The sequence below is a fragment of the Cryobacterium sp. SO1 genome (assembly GCF_004210215.2).
Lineage (GTDB): Bacteria > Actinomycetota > Actinomycetes > Actinomycetales > Microbacteriaceae > Cryobacterium.
Window position 1 is genome coordinate 754,607 of the sequence record NZ_CP067394.1, and the last position, 16,705, is coordinate 771,311.

The window sequence follows — 16,705 nt, forward strand, 5'->3', positions numbered from 1 at the left end:
TTGTCGGGTCGGCCCCGGCTCAGAAGCGAAGATCTCGGGTGACTATTTGCCGGGCGACCAGGGTCAGCGAGGTCTGGTGCGAGCGGGCGTGGCTGCGGATGAGAGCGAACGCCGCCTCGACGGACACGTTGGCGGTTTCGGCGACGACGCCCTTGGCCTGCTCGAGGATGATGCGGCTCGAGAGCGCCTCCTGCAGCTGGTCGCGCAGTTTCGAGGCATCCCGAATCGTGCGCTCCTGCAGGATGCCGATGGTCGCCACGTCGGCCAGGGCCTGGGCGGCTCGAATGTCCCGCTGGTTGAGCTCCCCACGCTCGTTCCGCATCAGGTTCAGGGTGCCGATGGTAGTTTCCCGCAGGCGCAGCGGGATCGCATAGACCGAGTGGATGCCCTGGGCGCGGGCAGTGGCGCAGAAGTCGGCCCAGCGGGAGGACCCGACGTTGATGTCGGGCACCGAGACGACGGCCCGGGTGCGGAAGCACTCCAGGCAGGGCCCGGCGTCGGCGTCCAGCTGCATGATCTCCACGAGGGTGTTGGCCTCGCTGGTGGAGGCGACGACCTCCAACTTGTTGTGGGCGTTTGCCAGGAGAATTCCGGCCGAGTCGACATCGAGGAGGTCGTGGCAGGTCTCCACAAGGGTCTGCAACAGGTCGAGCACGTCATAGCCGGCCACCAGGGTGTCCGCAAACGTCGCAAAAGCGTCGAAGAGCCGTTCCAGGCGAACGGTTTCGTCCAGGTGTGTGGTCTCATTCACGGGGTGCCTCATTCAGGGGTGCCTCACCCGGCTCGGAGAGCGCGGCGAACCGAATCCGCCGCTCGATGACGTCCTGGGCGATTTCGCGCATCGGGCGATTCTCCGCGAACGCCCGGGCCTGGAGGATCAGGTGGGCGTCTTCGGCGGTCGTTCCGAGCTGGGCGAGGACCATGCCGGTCGCCTGGTGGATCAATCGTCGGGAGTACGTCGTTGTCTCAGCCGGCAGGTCGTCACCGGTGATGGCGTGGCGCAGGACGATCCGGCTGACGATGGCGGAGAGAACCAGCGTCTGCCCTTGCTGCTGTGGGCTGAGCGAGACAGGCGCCAAGGAGTAGAGGTCCAGAGCACCGATTTCGAGCGGTCCGAAGAAAAGCGGGAAAGCGAAGATCGCCCCGATCTCCTCCTGACGAATCGCGGTCAGGAATGCCGGCCATGAGGTGCTGCTCGTCTGAGCAATGTCGGGTTCGAGCACGGGCCGCCGATTGACCAGGGCGTCCCAACACGGACCTTCACCCAGGTCGAATTGCAGTTCGTCCACGCGCCCGGCCCTGGCGTCCGTGGCCGAGATCGTTTCGGCGCCAAGGAACGATCCAAAGGTCGAGATCGAGGCGCCCGAGACAGGAAGGAACCCCAAAAACGGCCGCGCCAAGTCAGAGATCTGCCCCCGGCTGTCGGAAAGGGAATCCGACGCAACTTGGAATAGATCGTGGGTCATCGCACTCAACTCCTCCCGTTTGTCGCCACAGTACGCGCGACCCGTGAGGAGCGCGACGGTGCGTTCCGATCATGGCGCCGCGCAATAGGCTTGAGAGCGGTCCGCCTCGCTGCGCTGCGGGAGCCGCGGGCACTCTTCAGCTTCATCGTTTCGGCATTCAGGAGAACTCATGACCGCATCTGCCCCCGTTGATCCGACGTCAACCGACGCCTGGAAGCAGCTCTCCAGCATCGCCGACGGCTTTTCGCCCGATCTTCGCGGCTGGTTTGCCACAGACCCGGGGCGAGCCGATCGATTCACCCTGCAGGCGGGCGACCTCACCGTCGACCTGTCCAAGAACCTCCTAACCGACGAGATCCTCGCCCCGCTCCTGCAGCTCGCGAAGGAGACCGACGTCACGGGCCGGTTCCAGGCCATGATCGCCGGCGAACACATCAACGTCACCGAAGACCGCGCGGTTCTGCACACCGCCCTCCGACGTCCCAAGGACGGTGCCGGCCTGGTGCCCGCACAGGGCTTCCAGGTCGGCGGCCAGGACGTTGACGCTGATGTTCACGCCACGCTCGACAAGGTGTACGCCTTCGCCGAGAAGGTGCGGTCCGGTCAGTGGACCGGCGTCACCGGCAAGCCCATTCGCACTGTCGTCAACATCGGGATCGGCGGTTCCGACCTCGGCCCCGTTATGGTCTACGAAGCGCTGAAGCCTTACGTGCAGGCCGGCCTCGAGGTGCGGTTCGTGTCGAACATCGACCCCACCGACGTCTACGAGAAGACCGCGGGTCTGGACCCCGAGACCACGCTGTTCATCGTTGCCTCGAAGACCTTCGGCACCCTCGAGACGCTCACGAACGCCCGGCTGGCCCGGGAGTGGCTGTGGAACCAGCTTCTGGATGCTGGCGCGATCGACGACACCGACGCCGCCCGCTCCGACGCCGTCGCCAAGCACTTCGTCGCCGTGTCGACCGCTCTGGACAAGGTCGCGGCGTTCGGCATCGACCCCGAAAACGCCTTCGGCTTCTGGGACTGGGTGGGTGGCCGGTTCTCCGTCGACTCCGCCATCGGCACCTCCGTGGTCATCGCCATCGGCCCCGACAACTGGCGCGAATTCCTGTCCGGATTCCACGCGCTCGACGAGCACATGCGCACCGCGCCCCTCGAGCAGAACGTGCCCGTGCTGATGGGCCTCCTGAACGTCTGGTACACCAACTTCCTCAAGGCGCAGAGCCACGCGGTACTCCCGTACGCCCAGTACCTGCACCGTTTCCCGGCCTACCTGCAGCAGCTCACGATGGAGTCGAACGGCAAGAGCGTGCGGTGGGACGGCACGCCCGTCACGACCGACACCGGCGAGATCTTCTGGGGCGAACCGGGCACCAACGGTCAGCACGCGTTCTACCAGCTCATCCACCAGGGCACCCGACTGGTTCCGGCGGACTTCATCGCGGTCGCCAACCCCGCTCATCCCCTGAAGGACGCGGCTGCCGACAAGCCCGGCCAGGACGTGCACGCGCTGTTCATGGCGAACTTCTTCGCTCAGACCAAGGCGCTCGCCTTCGGCAAGACCGCTGACGAGGTGCGTGCGGAGGGCACCACGGAGTCCGTCGTGCCGGCTCGTGCCTTCGCCGGCAACCGGCCGACCACGTCGATCCTGGCACCGGCCCTCACGCCGAGCGTGCTGGGACAGCTGATCGCGCTCTACGAGCACATCGTGTTCGTGGAAGGCACCATCTGGGGCATCGATTCGTTCGACCAGTGGGGAGTCGAGCTCGGCAAGCAGCTGGCCGTGCAGATTGCCCCCGCAGTCGAGGGCGACGCCGAGACTCTGGCGTCCCAGGACTCGTCGACTAAGTCGCTGATCGCCAAGTACCTCGAGCTGCGCGACTGACCCGTACTCGACTGACCCGTGCCCGCCTGGGGCGTTCGGGGCACACTGGTGTCGTGAGCGGAATCCGGTGGGTGCTGCACGTCGATCTTGACCAGTTCATCGCGGCTGTCGAAGTGCTCCGTCGACCTGAGCTGGCGGGCAAGCCGATCATTGTCGGCGGGCGGGGCGATCCCACGGAGCGAGCCGTGGTGTCGACCGCCTCCTACGAGGCCCGGGCCTTCGGGGTGGGGTCCGGGATGCCCTTGCGCATTGCGGCCCGGAAGGTGCCCGACGCCGTGATCCTGCCCGTCGATGCAGAGGCTTACCTCGCAGCGTCGGAAACGGTCATGGCCACGCTGCGCGCGCAGCCCGGCGTCACCGTGCAGGTGCTGGGATGGGACGAGGCCTTCCTCGGCACCGAAACAGAGGATCCGGAAGCCTACGCCCGACAGGTGCAGGCAGCTGTCCTGGAACGCACTCGCCTGCACTGCAGTGTGGGCATCGGCGACACCCTGGTCCGGGCCAAGGTCGCCACCGGATTCGGTAAGCCGGCCGGCGTCTTCCGTCTCACGGCGGAGAACTGGCTGGACACAGACCCGACGAAGAGAGCGAGACGGATAGGCGAGAACAGAACGGACAGTCGTCGCTTTGAAGAGTGTCGATATTCAGTGCCGAGGGTACGGTCCCACGAACGAAGCCACTTCAGACAGGTCCAGATACGAGACACGTCGCCTACCGCTCGTCGGGTGACCGGGCGGCTCCATGCGCCAGCCGGCGCAGGGGAGCCGTCGGGAATCTCGATCTCGGTAAGGCCGAATAACTCAGCGTCAGTGAGCCAGAAACTGCAATTATTCGCTTCGTAGCCGAGTCGGCCTAGATCCGTATGAACCTCGGCTACTTAATTAGGCCCCCCTATTTCTGCTCTACGGCTCGAGACGCATTCTCATGATCCGGTCACCAATCATCCTTGGTGGGTGATGCAGGGGCGCTTCCAGGCGGAAATGATGTGGTCTGGCCCTATCTGAGTGCCAACTGGACGCGCCAAGTGGACGCATTGAGGAGTGCCGATATGGCTGAATCTGTGTTGGCAAGTTCGAACCAGGGTCCTGCGAAGAAGGCGATTCTGGATTTCGTTGATGGGGCAATCACGCCGGGTGACGATTTCGTCAAGGTCGTTGACTGTATCGCTGCGTTCGACAACGATGACGCGTTGTGGTTGGAGCAGCCTCTGCCGCCGAAGTTCGACATCGTGTTCCGAAAGTGGGGCGAACAGGTCAAGGCGCATCCCGCCCTCGCCCAAGTCCAGCCGTACAAGGGACTGCTGGCGCACGAACTCCTCAAGCACTGGGCACTCACCTCGCACACCGACGGGACGCTGCGATGACGCCAAATACCACAGTTGGGCAGGTAGCGCCCGAGAGTGTCCTGGACCGGATTCAGAACTTCTCCGACCCCAAACAGGAGTGGCGTCGGCTGTTCTCTGAGCTGTACGGCACCTTCCTGCTCGTGATCGTCGCCGCCGGTGGCGGCATGATGAGTGAGGCGTTCCCCGGGGTGATCAGCCGGCAGGCCGCTGTCGTGGCGCCTGGGCTGATGGTGCTCGGCGTCATTCTGTTCATGGGCAAGGTCTCGGGCGCCCACCTGAACCCGGCCGTCAGCATCGCGTTCGCGTTGCGCGGCGACTTCCCGTGGCGCCGCCTTCCGGGCTACATACTCGTCCAGCTCATCGGCGCGACGCTCGCCAGCCTGCTCCTGACCGCCGTCATCGGGGTGTCGTCGAGCTTCGGCTCGAACTACCCGGCCTCGAACTACTCGGCCGGAGCGGCGTTCTGGATGGAGGCCCTTCTGACGCTCGGCCTCGTCAGCGTCATCCTTGGCACCGCCTCCGGCGCGCAGAACGTCGGCCTCTTCGGCGCGTTCGGGGTCGGCGCCTACATCGCCCTCGCCGGGCTGTGGGGCAGCCCCATCTCGGGAACGTCGATGAACCCAGCCCGCACGTTCGGCCCTGACCTCGCCAGTGGCAACTTCACCGACTTCTGGGTCTACGTAGCCGGCCCGATCGTCGGCGCTATCGTCGCGGTCGGTGTGGCCTTCGTGCTGCGGGGCAAGGGCGGCGGGGCCTCCGGTTCCGGCGCTGCCCAGGGCGCCCTGTTCACCGAAGTCAGCAAGACCGACTAGCTTGCCGCGTTGTTCTCAGGCAGGACTCGCCTTGACCCCGCCAGCTAGCCGCGCAGCGTTACATCCATACCACGCACGATGGCTCGCAACCCTACCCATGCGAGACAGGTCCAGATACGAGACAAGTCATCTGGGCGACCGCGTGGTACTCTCCCTTGCCGATGCCCACGCCGATGAAGACGTCGACGCTGTCGTAGTTCTCGATCACGAATCCTCCGTCTCAGGTTCCACAAAGTTGACCGGAACCGCTCCCGGTCCAGCCCCTATCAGCGATCACCTGATGCCAGTCAGGCCCGGTGACAACACACCCCCCGGATCATGGACGACTGGGGGCAAGAACCATGCCGGGCCTGACAGGCCAACACCCTCACAGAACGACACGATCAAGGGCTACGAAGAAAGTAATGGGGCTGCACTGTCAGGCTGCCAGCGGATGCGACCGCGCTACGCCCCGACTGGGGCGGCGACGGCATTCCTTGCTCGAGTAACGGCTCGGTAGACGGTAGCCTGGCGGGATGAGCTTGTGCGAGGCTGTCACTTATGTGCACCTCAACCGCGCGATTCAGGGGATAGCTCATGCGCGAAACATTAGTCTTCCAGGGTGTCCTGGCCTTGATCGGCGTCGCATTCGTCATCGCAGGTGCTGCGTATCTGTCGACCAGCGTGCCGCTTGGACTACTTGGCGCAGTTGGTGGCCTGCTCGTCATCGGGGGAGCGCTTGTCGTTGTGTTGCGTAAGAAGAGAACCATGAGCGCTCATCCGCATAAGTAACCCCCCGAGGGACGGTTGATGCGGGAGCCCTCGTCACCGGGCATGTCCGTGCCATCGGGAAAAACACGACGGGCGACACAGGGGCGCGACCCTGGAGTTTGGTAAGCGCGGCAATCGGACTAGTCATACTCGTCGTGCTTATTCTCTTTGGCACGGAGTACGGCACATGGCTGGACGAGGCCGGCAGGCTCGAGACCTCGCCACCGTCCTTCGTGCTCCCGTTCGTCATCGGTGGTCTAGGCGCGGTTCTTGTTCTCGGCGGCCTAGTATCAGCATTCATCACGGGCGACGAAAGCTGAGCGCGATGGAGGACTCTGCTTAGGTCCCGAATCCCTTTGGATATGAGGCGTGACAGCAGTGGCCGGCAGCGCCAAGGGGCGTTGCCTGAGTCTTACAACCCATGGGATGTGAGGCAGCCCGGTTACGAGACATCTTGCTCCAAGGCATCTCCGCCACAGGACTCCTCGGTCAGCATCTTCGAGCAACGTTCAGATCAGATTTACCTGGCTGATATGCGGGCTTGTTAGCTTCGCCCAGGGCGAGCCGCGCCGGCCTCAAAGCGCGTGTACAGAGAAGGAGCAACGACGTGATGAAGTACGAACTGGTCAGGTCTCTTCTTGTGCTTGCAATCGCGTCATTCGCGTTGGCAGGTTGCGCCGTTACTTCAGGGGACACCGTAACCCCCGACGGAACGGCCACCACCATGATTGCAACGACTGGTTCTGGTCCGGCCGGCGCAGGTAACGAGGCGCTCCTGAAGGGCGAGCTGACCATCACAGATGGGTGCGTGACGATCAACACGTCTTCCGTCCCAGTCTTCCCAAACACTGCGAGTTGGGACGGCACCACGCTGAATTGGGAGGGGGCGGACTACGTGCTGGGAGACATTATTGCTCTTTCCGGAGGAGAAACTGACGTTGCCGGCGACCTGCCAGCCGGATGCAAGTCGCTGACGGCATTCTACGTATCAGGTGGCGCGGGATAGGGAACGGGCCGTCACCCCTTCGCGTGCCAGCAAATCGATACCGACTGCCGAGACGGCGGAGTGCGCTTGTTGTCTCACATCGCATGGGTTTCAAGACGCTTCGGTTACGAGACAATGAGTGAAGCCGCAGAGCGCCTACGAGCGGAACTTTTACAGTTCTGTTGGGGCCTCCTCGACGGTGCTGGTCGAATGCTGTGCGTCACGGTCGGCGATCAGCGAGTGTTGTGGCGCGCGCTTCGGGCACTCCAAGCACGAGCAGACTCGTAATGGTTGCCGCGCGGGCGCCGAGTGTCCCGCTCGAGCGATCGTTGGCCGCGATGGAGAACACGGCGGTGTAGGCGATCTGGCTGAGGATGTCCGCGGGCTGGTGCCGTCCGAATACCTGGCTGTCCTGGCCTCGTTGCACAAGCTCGGCAAGGGTCTCGTCCAATGGGCCGAGGAGTGCGTGGATCTCCGCGCCGTACTCTCCGCGTCGAAGCGCCACCAAAACGCGGTATCGATGCGCGAGTGGCCAGAGGCGGGTCACAAAATCGGCCCACGCTGCGTCGGTTGCGGCGTCGGAGGCGTTGACCTCGGTGAGCATGGCGGTCATCTCGCTCACTGCCCGTTGCGTGAGGGTCCGTACGAGATCCGCGCGAGTGGGAAAGTGACCGTACACGGTGCGGCGGACGACGCCGGCAGCGGTGGCGATGTCGCCCATTCCGGCGTCTGGATTCTGTCCCAAGACGTCGAGCGCGACGTCAAGGATGCGGTTGCGTGTTTCGTTCATGGAGCGCGCACGGGTGGACTCAATCTGCATAGCTCAATCATTGCACGGTGGTGTGCAATGAAGTAGATTGCAAAGCGGTGGTATTGCACACCCCTGTGCAGCCGATCGCGGCACAGTGAATCACCCGCCATAGGAGACCAGATCATGACCGCATCGTCAACACTCGTCCGCTCCTTCGCCGTCGCGATCCCGGACTCGGAGGTCGAGGATCTGAAGCTGCGGCTGGCGAGAAGTCGCTGGCCCAATCAGGAAACTGTCGCTGACTGGTCGCAGGGAGTCCGTCTGAACAACATGAAAGCGCTCATCAACTACTGGGAGCAAGGGTACGACTGGCGCCGATTCGAATCGGAGCTCAACGCTTTTCCGCAGTTCCTCACAGAGATCGACGGATTGGACATCCACTTCATTCACGTCAAGTCTAAGAATCCGAATGCTATGCCGCTCATCCTGACGCACGGGTGGCCAGGCTCGATCGTCGAGTTCCTGAAACTGATTGGCCCGCTCTCCGACCCGGTCGCATTCGGCGGAAACATCGAAGACTCCTTTGACGTCGTCATCCCGTCGCTGCCCGGATTCGGATTCTCCGGGAAGCCGACTGAAACAGGGTGGAATGTCACGCGCATCGCAACCGCGTGGGTAGAACTTATGAAGCGTCTCGGTTATGAGAAGTGGTCCGCCCAGGGCGGCGACTGGGGTGCAGTTGTCACCTCCGCCCTCGGGGCCATGCGGCCCGTAGGTCTGCTCGGGATTCACTTGAACAGCCCGTATGCGTTTCCGGCCGTAATCCCCGAGAAATTATCGCCGGAAGAGCAATACGCCGTGGACACCCTCGCCCTGTACACGGGCGATATGGGTGGTGCAAATCACCTACAGGGCACGAAGCCGGAGACCATCGGAATCGCTCTCGCGGACTCGCCGGCGGGTCAGGCGGCCTGGATATACGACAAGTTCCAATCCAAGACCGACAACAACGGCCTCGCCGAGGATGCCCTCACCACTGATGAGATCCTGGACGCGATTTCGCTCTACTGGTTTACCAACAGTGCCGCGTCATCTGCACGCATTTACTGGGAGAACAAGGGTGGCAGCATGGCCGGCCCCAAACTGTCGCTGCCGGTCGCAGTTACAGTTTTCCCGGCGGACATCCCACGCCTGCCCCGAACCTGGATCGAAGATACCTGCAGCGACCTGATCCACTACGGCGAAGCCGATGCGGGCGGGCACTTCGCAGCCTTCGAACAGCCCGAGATCATGGTCAACGAAATACGCATCGGACTTAGAAGCCTCCGCTCGTAGCGTGCGCCGACCCCGAATCGTCGGTCGAGTCGCGCGCGGGGAACGTGTATCAACTGGACCCGTCACCACAAAATCCTGCACATCCATCGTTGGCGCCGGAAAGTCGCCGAGTTCCTGATGCTGAGCAGCTGGCTTGAAACGCTACGGATGCGAGACGTCTCACACCGCGCCACAACGAACAAGACCTGACCGCCCGACAGAAACCCTTGAACTGCATGTGCGGATCTTGCCGGTGGCTCAGCTGCCGCCCGTTTGGCCGGGATCTTGCTCAGGGTTAGACCTGATGGCTAATGGGGTCGGAGGCTGAATCCCGGTGGGAGCTGGTGACGATGGCACAGTCCCTGCATGCATTCCGCCGGCGAACGAGCTAAATGGGCGTGCCTCTGCGGCGACGATCCACGACTTGCCGACCCGCGACGCGAGCGCGATCAGCGAAGCAGGGCTCTCATTTTCCAGCCAGGTGACGATCATGTACTCTTCGGTCGCCTCCAATACCGCAGCGTCGTCGGCAATGTCTCGACCGCGAGCATGCACACGGATCCGGTAGGTGCCGGGGCCGAAGCCGTCAAGCCGTGGCCAGTCCGGCATCGGCATCTCAGAGAACCCGCAGAGAACGAGTGGGCCGTCGTCGACGATGGCCGAGAATTCCGCAATGTCCTCCCACGACTCATCGACTTCTTCCGGCCGACCTGACCGACTCTCGACTGTGACGCCAACCGGTCCTGACCACACCCCCGTATGAAGTTGTGTTTCGTCAGTTGGAAACCGGCCAAATGCGCGATAACTTTCCTGCCATCTGAGCGACCGGGAATCTGCTGAGCTGAACGTCAGTAGCGATCTCTAACGGCGTCTCCTTGGACGCCCCAAGCGTGGCCGCCGCTCCATCCAGCCCTGCTCTCGCGCCGAACTAGCTGCTGCGGCAGGTGCACACGACCATCACTGTTCCGAGTCGCACGGGCCGCCACGGGCCGGTGCTGAAACGGCAGGCTGGAGGTGATGAAACGGCCGGAAGGACGTGCTGAAACGGCCGGTTCCTTAGCCTGAATCCACCGATCGGGATCGGGATCTAGCGGCGCGTTAAACAGAGAATGCCCGTATTATCAGGGTAAATTGTACTTACTACAGAGCAATTCGACTGATTCAGAAGGGCATCTCGTAGATGCAAGTTTCGCACACTACCCGGGCCGTGTCCGCGTCCTTTGACGATTCCAATCTCGTGTCTTCTGCGGGTTTGGTGCCCGCGATGAAACTGGCCGAGAAAGCAGGCCTGCGGCGCCTGGCCGACAAGTGGTTGAGCGTGCCCACCGACAAGGGCGCGAACGCCGGCCTGAAGGTCGCCTCGCTGGTTGCCGGGATGGTGGCTGGCGCGGACTCCATCGACGATATCGCCGTGTTGCGCCACGGCGGGATGCGGAAACTCTTCGCCCACCTCTACGCCCCGTCAACGCTCGGGTCGTTCCTGCGCGCGTTCACGTTTGGCCATGTGCGTCAGCTTGATGCGATCGCGTCTCGGTTCCTGATTAGCCTCGCGGCCCTGAGCCCGCTGATCATCCCGGAACCTGACAACTACGTGTTTCTGGATGTGGGCTCCAATCGAGGTCCACGGGCACCAGAAACAGGGCGCCAGCTTCGGCTACTCAGGGGTCCGCGGGCTCAACGCGATCCTCGCGACACTGAAAACAGTCACCGGCGCCCCGATCATCCTCGCCCAGCGTCTGCGTCGGGGTGCCTGTTCGTCCCCGCACGGCGCGACCCGGTTGATCCGGGACGCCCTCGCCGCTCTCCGCCGCCTGCCTGGGATGAACACCGCCCGGATCCTGTTCCGCGCCGATTCCGCGTTCTACACCTTCGCGGCCATCCACGCCGCCCTGGCCGGCGGCGCGGACGTCTCCGTCACCGCCCGCCTGGATTCCGCCGTCAGGAAGCGCATCGCGGCCATCCCGGCGACCGGGTGGACGCCGATCAAGTCCACCCATGCGATCTTCGACGAGGACACCCGAACCTGGATCTCCGACGCTGAAGTCGCCGAGATTCCCTACACTGCATTCAGCTCACGGAAGAAAGCGGACCACATCAGCGGCCGGCTGGTCGTGCGCCGGATCCCGGAACTGAACAAGCACAAACTCGCCGGCCAGGCCACTCTCTTCGACCTGCACCGCTTCCACGCGTTCTTCACCACCAGCACCCTGGACACCGTCACCGCCGATAAAACCCACCGCGCCCACGCGGCCATCGAGCTCGTGAATTCCGACCTGAAGAGCGGCGCCCTGGCCCACCTGCCCTCCGGTGTATTCGCCGCCAACGCAGCCTGGCTGGTCCTGGCCGTCATCGCCTTCAACCTCACCCGCGCCACCGCGGTAACCGCCGGCACCGGCCTCGCCCGGGCGAGGACGGCGACCATCCGCCGGAAACTGATCAACATCCCCGCGAGGATCGCCTCCTCAGCCCGGCGCATCACACTGCACCTGCCCGAAAACTGGCCCTGGGAAACCGGTTGGACCCACCTCTTCGACCACGCCTTCGCACCACCGAGCCCCACCCCGACCTGACCCGCCCGCCCCGACCCGGCCCAACCTGGAACCCAAGTGGAACACCACGAGCAGCGAGGCTCAGCGCACAACCACGCCCCAGCACGCCGCCGCAACTCAAATCAGAAAACGACTCCCAACCTCACCCGGTCGGTGGAATGAGGCTTAGTGATGTGTTCCCAAAGCTCATCCGACACCACCAGCCGGATGACATATCCCTACCTGATGATGCCCGGTGGCGTCCAGACAGCGTTGATCTCGTACCCGGGCGACCAAGGCACCACGCTTGGCCCCACGATCGACCCGGGTACGGATCGCGAGGCGCTGGCGGAGTCAGTCGCAGCGGTGTTCACGGACGGGCTGCCGATAGACCGGCTGTCGATCATCGAGACTCCCCAGGTCCTCGCGACCACCGGGAACACAACGACACCAGCGTCGCCGGTGGTCACACCGGAAGCCAACCGCTGCGTCAGCAACCTGCCCGGAAATGACCGCTTCACGCCCTTGGCGCCCGACCCGCTTTGCCGTGATTGGTACACGGAGGGAGCCGATTTGGGTGCCATACCGGCTCCCGTCATCATCGGTGACGCGTTGACACTCGCCACCATCCTCGATGCCGAACCCAGTCAGGCCGCCCAGACAGCCTTGGCCAATGGCGAGGCGGTTTCGCTGCACTCGCAGTTCGTCGATGCCACCGGCACGGTCAAGCTGAACCTGAACCCCTCCGCTTCTGGCGAGTCAACGACGGTGCACATCAAGGCGGTTGTCGAAAAAGCTGCGGAGGTCCTCCCGTTCGGCGTCATCGTCACCCACGAGACGGCATCCCGCCTAGGGCTGCAAACAGAGTCCAGCCAGGTTGTGGCCATGACAACTCGCGAACCTACGGAACTCGAACTGGCTGCGATTGATCGTAAGCTCGCTGACCTCGCGGGAACCCGCGGGCTGTTGGTTCACCTCGAGACGGGTCCGACCGCCGATCCGGCAATGGGGTGGCTGACCCTCGCACTGAGCGGAAGCATCGTCTTGGCGGCGTCCATCGTCGCGCTGACGCTCTCGCGGACAGAAGGGAAACGTGACGCTTTGACCCTGCACGCGGTTGGCGCATCGACCAAAACGCTGCGCGCGACAGCAGCATGGCAAGGAACGACCGTGGTGGCCACCGGCACTTGGGCTGGTGCGGTGATCGGCGTGCTCACGGCATTTTCGATGAATCTACCTGGATCCGGGAGCGTGTTCTCCGCGCCATGGTGGGCGCTGACTACCCTCGTGGTGGCCACACCGCTTGTGATGGCTGCCTGCGGCTGGCTCGTAAGCCCTGGCACGCGCAGCTCCCACCGGTGAAAGAAACGGCTGGCGGTATTCTCGCGATCGCCACTTGGTGGATTACGGACTCTGACGTGTGTCCCAGTCTCGTATCCCTAGGGATATGAGACGTCTCACGACCGTCACTTAGGCCCCATCAACATTGGTGTCAGTTCTCGTGTCCGCCTGCACCAATGCGCAAGGTTGTCTGCGCGTCGAATTCACCCTGTTTGTCAGTGTCCGAAGTCGTCGGTGAGTGAGCGCGCCTGTTAGTCGGAGCGATAGATGCCGGCCATTTCGCATCCGTGTCTGTCGCTAAGCCCCAGCCCCCACAGGGCACCACGCCGCGCTCACCGGAAGGAACTCTCCTGAAGAGTCCATAGCGGGCGACTCATCCGCCCTAAAAGCGTGGCCTCGTCCCGATCACGACTGTGGCATATAGCTCGTCGGAAGTAGCTATCCGCGGCACCAGCCCGCTGCGTTCGAGCAGTTCGGCGGTACGAGCTGCTTGATCTTCGCTTGTCTCGATGAAGAGGTGGCCGCCCGGCGCGAGCCACTGCGCCGCGTCCGCCGCCACGCGCCGCTGAACGTCAAGTCCGTCCGCGCCGCCATCGAGCGTCACAAGAGGCTCATGCAGCCGTGCCTCCGGAGGCATCAGCTCGATCATCTCGGTGGGCACGTAGGGCGTATTGCAGAGCAAGATGTCGACACTTCCCCGCAACACATGGGGCAGTGGCTCAAAGAGGTCCCCTCCATACACCCGCCCGCCTTGGGCGGCTAGGTTCCGGCGGGCACACGCGACAGCGGCCGGCTCGATATCCGCAGCATGCAACTCAATCTCGCCTACCGCTGCGCTCAGCGCGACACCCAGCGCGCCAGCGCCGCAGCAAAGGTCGAGCACGACGGACCCCGGCGCAGTGAGCGCTCTGGCCTCATGGACGAGAAATTCGGTGCGACGTCGGGGCACGAAGACGTCAGTATCCACAGCTATCCGAAGGCCGCAGAACTCCACCCAACCAAGGATGTGTTCGAGTGGAAACCCGGCCACTCGTTTGTCGAGCATTCTTGCCAGTTCGACAGGAGTAGCGGCGGCAGAGAGGAGAAGTCTGGCTTCGTCTTCAGCGAATACGCAGCCTGCGGCTCGAAGCCTGGAAACGACAGCTGACTCAGAGGTAGTTGATTGAGAAGTTGACATGAAGAGCGCCTTTCGGAATGCCTATGGGCGCTCTGTGTGTCACGTCTGCCGAGTCATCCGCTCGGCCGCGAGAAGAGAGCACCCGACCTGGTTTGAAGCGTTGATGGGTCTCACCTCCTCGGTGTGTGTTGTGGATTCCGTCACGATAGCAGGTTCGAGCAAAACAAGACGGGTTTGGAGCAACGGCAGGTCGGTCCTCCGCCGCGAAATTGCGAACTGTATTTCTGAGGTACACGCCAGCTTGACGTCAGATGGTGCCGCGAAACCCGTCTAGTTGAAGTTCAATCCGCATTTATTGACACCACTTGTTGTCAGTTCTCGAGGTCCCCTGCACACATCATCAAGGCCGTCTGCACTGTTGGTCCTCGCGTTGGTCGGCGTGAGTGACTACGCCCGCAGAGTCTCAGGAGGGCCGGTCGGTCCGTAGCGCTCGGAACGTCTTCACTAGATCGTTGGCCCAGTCTTCGGGGATCTCCCAAGGTGTGAAGTGTCCTCCCTTGGGGTGGCCGGTGATGCTGGTGTGGTTGTACCAGGCGGCTCGATCGCTGGCGAGGAATGAGTCGATGCGTTCTTCGGAGGTCGTGATTCCGGGCGGGTTTTCGTAGTCGACGAAGGTGATACCGGTGGGTGCTTCGATGACGGGGACGCGGTCGTGCGAGGGAGTCCACGGGTAGCGGTTGTTGTTCGCGTAGGTGCGCATCGAGCTGCCGATGCTCTGCCCGGTCCAGTAGATGGTGGCGTGAGTGAGGATGTCATCTCGATCGAAGACGGTGAGGACGTCGCCGTCGTCATCCGACCACTTGTCCCACCGTTCGAGTATCCAGGCGAGCATCCCGACAGGAGAGTCTGAGAGCCCGTAGGCGAGGGTGCTGGGGGCGAGGACTTGGGCGGCGAGGTGAACGGCGTTTCGTCGCTCGATCGCAACTTGACGCGCTCGAAGCGGAGCGGGCATGTCCTCGGGAATGGGCCGTCCACCCGAGAGATCCCACGCGCGGTCGCCGTTGAAGAAGTCGAGTTTGAGGGCGGAACCGATGTGGATTCCGTAGAGCTCGTCGGCGTACTTGTGGCCGAGCTGGCCGGTGATGAGTGCGCCGACGTCGCAGCCGCCGGCGGCGTACTTCTGGTGACCGAGCACTTCAGTCATGAGGTTGTGCCAGACGTCCGCGATCTTCCAGAAGTTCATGTCAGGAGCGGTTGGCGTGGAGTATCCGAACCCTGGCAGGGAGGGCACGATGACCTCGAACGCGTCGGCCGGGTCGCCGCCGAACGCGCCGGGGTCTGCGAGTCGGTCGATGACTTTCGACCAGTGCCAGAACGTCCACGGCCACCCGTGGCTCAGGATTAGGGGTGTGGGCGCTGGACCCACCCCGGCTTTGCGCATGAAGTGGATGGGAACCCCGGAGACGTCGACGCGGTAGTGCTCGTAGGCGTTCATGGCTCGTTCTGCTGCGCGCCAGTCGTACCCGTCGGCCCAGTACTCGGCAAGCTCCTGCAGTGTCGTTCGGGGCACGCCGTAATGCCCGTCCTCGTTGCCGTCATCGGTCAGCCACCTGGTGGATCGGATGCGTGACCGCAGATCGTCCAGGACATCGTCTGTGACGGCGATCGGATCTTGTGCGAGGCGGGCAATTGCTGCGCTCATCGTCTTCTCCTCAATCGTTCGTGGTGGGGGTGAGCTGGGAGAGCCGCACAACCTCGTCCAGTACCGGGGCGATCGACAGCAACTGCGCCCGCTCTGTGGGTTGCAGGCGCGCGACAAGCTGTTCGAGCCGTTCGACACGTCCCGCGCGTCGTTCGGCAACGATCGCGGCGCCCTCGGGAGTGAGAGAAATCAGAACGGCCCGGCGATCCACAGGGTCCGGCGACCGGGCGACGAGACCCTCCCGCTCGAGTTTCGCCGTCGCGGCGGTCAGTGCGGGTTGCTTGATCTGCTCGCTCTCGACCAGATCGCTCAACCGGCTCGGCCCACGGCGCGAGAGCGTGTGCAGCACCGACAGGGACGAGAAGCTCAGCTGCCCCTGCAAAGGCAGCCGAATGAACACAGAGTTGAAGTCCGCGATCGAGGTCGCCAGCACACCGACGTCTTGTTCACCCACCGCGGCATTATATCAATGTTTGATGCAATTCCGGTAGGCGGTCGTCTCCTTCGGGGCACCCATCGGACTCAGCGTTCTGAGAATCGCGGTGAGCGCGACCTCTCGCATCCCTACCGATGCGAGACAGGTTAGGATGCGAGACAAATCAGCTAGCCGCTCGTCGTGGGACAGGTGATCCCTTACGTCTCATATCCCATCGGATTCGATACAGGTCTAGATCCGAGACAAGTCACCTGGCGCCCTCTATCGAGGTTC

Annotated in this window: 15 protein-coding genes and 2 pseudogenes; 10 read left to right on the forward strand and 7 right to left on the reverse strand. The window is 63.3% G+C overall.

What is annotated here, in order from left to right; all coding sequences use genetic code 11:
• Nucleotides 1-19 precede the first annotated feature (19 nt).
• Complete coding sequence (locus BJQ95_RS03555; RefSeq protein ID WP_240694771.1) at nucleotides 20-751, reverse strand: GAF and ANTAR domain-containing protein; 732 nt, start codon at nucleotides 749-751, stop codon at nucleotides 20-22.
• Nucleotides 744-1,466, reverse strand: coding sequence for a GAF and ANTAR domain-containing protein (locus BJQ95_RS03560; protein ID WP_240694776.1), 723 nt, complete (start codon nucleotides 1,464-1,466; stop codon nucleotides 744-746). The genes BJQ95_RS03555 and BJQ95_RS03560 overlap by 8 nt, the downstream gene beginning before the upstream one ends.
• Nucleotides 1,467-1,635: 169 nt before the next feature.
• Here BJQ95_RS03560 and pgi point away from each other — a divergent pair, with 169 nt between their 5' ends.
• The 7 genes and pseudogenes from pgi to BJQ95_RS03595 all read left to right on the forward strand — a co-directional run bounded on the left by pgi (nucleotide 1,636) and on the right by BJQ95_RS03595 (nucleotide 7,264).
• A complete protein-coding gene (gene pgi / locus BJQ95_RS03565; protein ID WP_130177993.1) occupies nucleotides 1,636-3,351 on the forward strand; it encodes a glucose-6-phosphate isomerase in 1,716 nt (571 codons plus the stop codon).
• A gap of 71 nt (nucleotides 3,352-3,422) precedes the next feature.
• A pseudogene (locus BJQ95_RS03570) lies at nucleotides 3,423-3,953 on the forward strand (DNA polymerase IV); the annotation flags it as partial.
• A gap of 446 nt (nucleotides 3,954-4,399) precedes the next feature.
• A complete protein-coding gene (locus BJQ95_RS03575; RefSeq protein ID WP_130177992.1) occupies nucleotides 4,400-4,714 on the forward strand; it encodes a hypothetical protein in 315 nt (104 codons plus the stop codon).
• The gene (locus BJQ95_RS03580; RefSeq protein WP_130177991.1) at nucleotides 4,711-5,508 is read left to right on the forward strand and encodes an MIP/aquaporin family protein; all 798 of its coding nucleotides are present in this window, start codon (nucleotides 4,711-4,713) and stop codon (nucleotides 5,506-5,508) included. Before BJQ95_RS03575 ends, BJQ95_RS03580 begins: the two co-directional genes overlap by 4 nt.
• A 576-nt stretch (nucleotides 5,509-6,084) precedes the next feature.
• Complete coding sequence (locus BJQ95_RS03585; RefSeq protein ID WP_130177990.1) at nucleotides 6,085-6,279, forward strand: hypothetical protein; 195 nt, start codon at nucleotides 6,085-6,087, stop codon at nucleotides 6,277-6,279.
• Nucleotides 6,280-6,413: 134 nt separating this feature from the next.
• Nucleotides 6,414-6,578, forward strand: coding sequence for a hypothetical protein (locus tag BJQ95_RS03590; protein WP_165384947.1), 165 nt, complete (start codon nucleotides 6,414-6,416; stop codon nucleotides 6,576-6,578).
• 287 nt (nucleotides 6,579-6,865) lie between these two features.
• Complete coding sequence (locus tag BJQ95_RS03595) at nucleotides 6,866-7,264, forward strand: hypothetical protein (protein WP_130177989.1); 399 nt, start codon at nucleotides 6,866-6,868, stop codon at nucleotides 7,262-7,264.
• A gap of 199 nt (nucleotides 7,265-7,463) precedes the next feature.
• On the opposite strand, the gene BJQ95_RS03600 is transcribed toward BJQ95_RS03595, so the two are convergent.
• Nucleotides 7,464-8,063, reverse strand: a complete 600-nt coding sequence (locus BJQ95_RS03600; protein WP_130177988.1) for a TetR/AcrR family transcriptional regulator — start codon at nucleotides 8,061-8,063, stop codon at nucleotides 7,464-7,466.
• A 114-nt stretch (nucleotides 8,064-8,177) separates the two neighbouring features.
• Here BJQ95_RS03600 and BJQ95_RS03605 point away from each other — a divergent pair, with 114 nt between their 5' ends.
• A complete protein-coding gene (locus BJQ95_RS03605) occupies nucleotides 8,178-9,329 on the forward strand; it encodes an epoxide hydrolase family protein (RefSeq protein ID WP_130177987.1) in 1,152 nt (383 codons plus the stop codon).
• Between the two features lie 237 nt (nucleotides 9,330-9,566).
• On the opposite strand, the gene BJQ95_RS03610 is transcribed toward BJQ95_RS03605, so the two are convergent.
• Nucleotides 9,567-9,923 carry a hypothetical protein gene (locus tag BJQ95_RS03610; protein ID WP_130177986.1) on the reverse strand — a complete coding sequence of 119 codons (357 nt, stop codon included), beginning with the start codon at nucleotides 9,921-9,923 and terminating at the stop codon, nucleotides 9,567-9,569.
• A 565-nt stretch (nucleotides 9,924-10,488) separates the two neighbouring features.
• Here BJQ95_RS03610 and BJQ95_RS03615 point away from each other — a divergent pair.
• Both BJQ95_RS03615 and BJQ95_RS03620 read left to right on the forward strand, forming a co-directional pair.
• Nucleotides 10,489-11,878, forward strand: a pseudogene (locus BJQ95_RS03615) (IS1380 family transposase).
• A 186-nt stretch (nucleotides 11,879-12,064) separates the two neighbouring features.
• Nucleotides 12,065-13,198: a hypothetical protein gene (locus tag BJQ95_RS03620; protein WP_256041512.1), complete on the forward strand. Its 1,134-nt coding sequence runs from the start codon at nucleotides 12,065-12,067 to the stop codon at nucleotides 13,196-13,198.
• A 361-nt stretch (nucleotides 13,199-13,559) separates the two neighbouring features.
• Here BJQ95_RS03620 and BJQ95_RS03625 read toward each other — a convergent pair whose 3' ends face one another.
• From BJQ95_RS03625 to BJQ95_RS03635, 3 genes are all read right to left on the reverse strand, one after another.
• A complete protein-coding gene (locus BJQ95_RS03625) occupies nucleotides 13,560-14,354 on the reverse strand; it encodes a putative protein N(5)-glutamine methyltransferase (RefSeq protein ID WP_130176910.1) in 795 nt (264 codons plus the stop codon).
• A gap of 403 nt (nucleotides 14,355-14,757) precedes the next feature.
• Nucleotides 14,758-15,996: an epoxide hydrolase family protein gene (locus BJQ95_RS03630; RefSeq protein WP_130176909.1), complete on the reverse strand. Its 1,239-nt coding sequence runs from the start codon at nucleotides 15,994-15,996 to the stop codon at nucleotides 14,758-14,760.
• 10 nt (nucleotides 15,997-16,006) lie between these two features.
• Nucleotides 16,007-16,450, reverse strand: coding sequence for a MarR family transcriptional regulator (locus tag BJQ95_RS03635; RefSeq protein WP_130176908.1), 444 nt, complete (start codon nucleotides 16,448-16,450; stop codon nucleotides 16,007-16,009).
• Nucleotides 16,451-16,705: the final 255 nt, after the last annotated feature.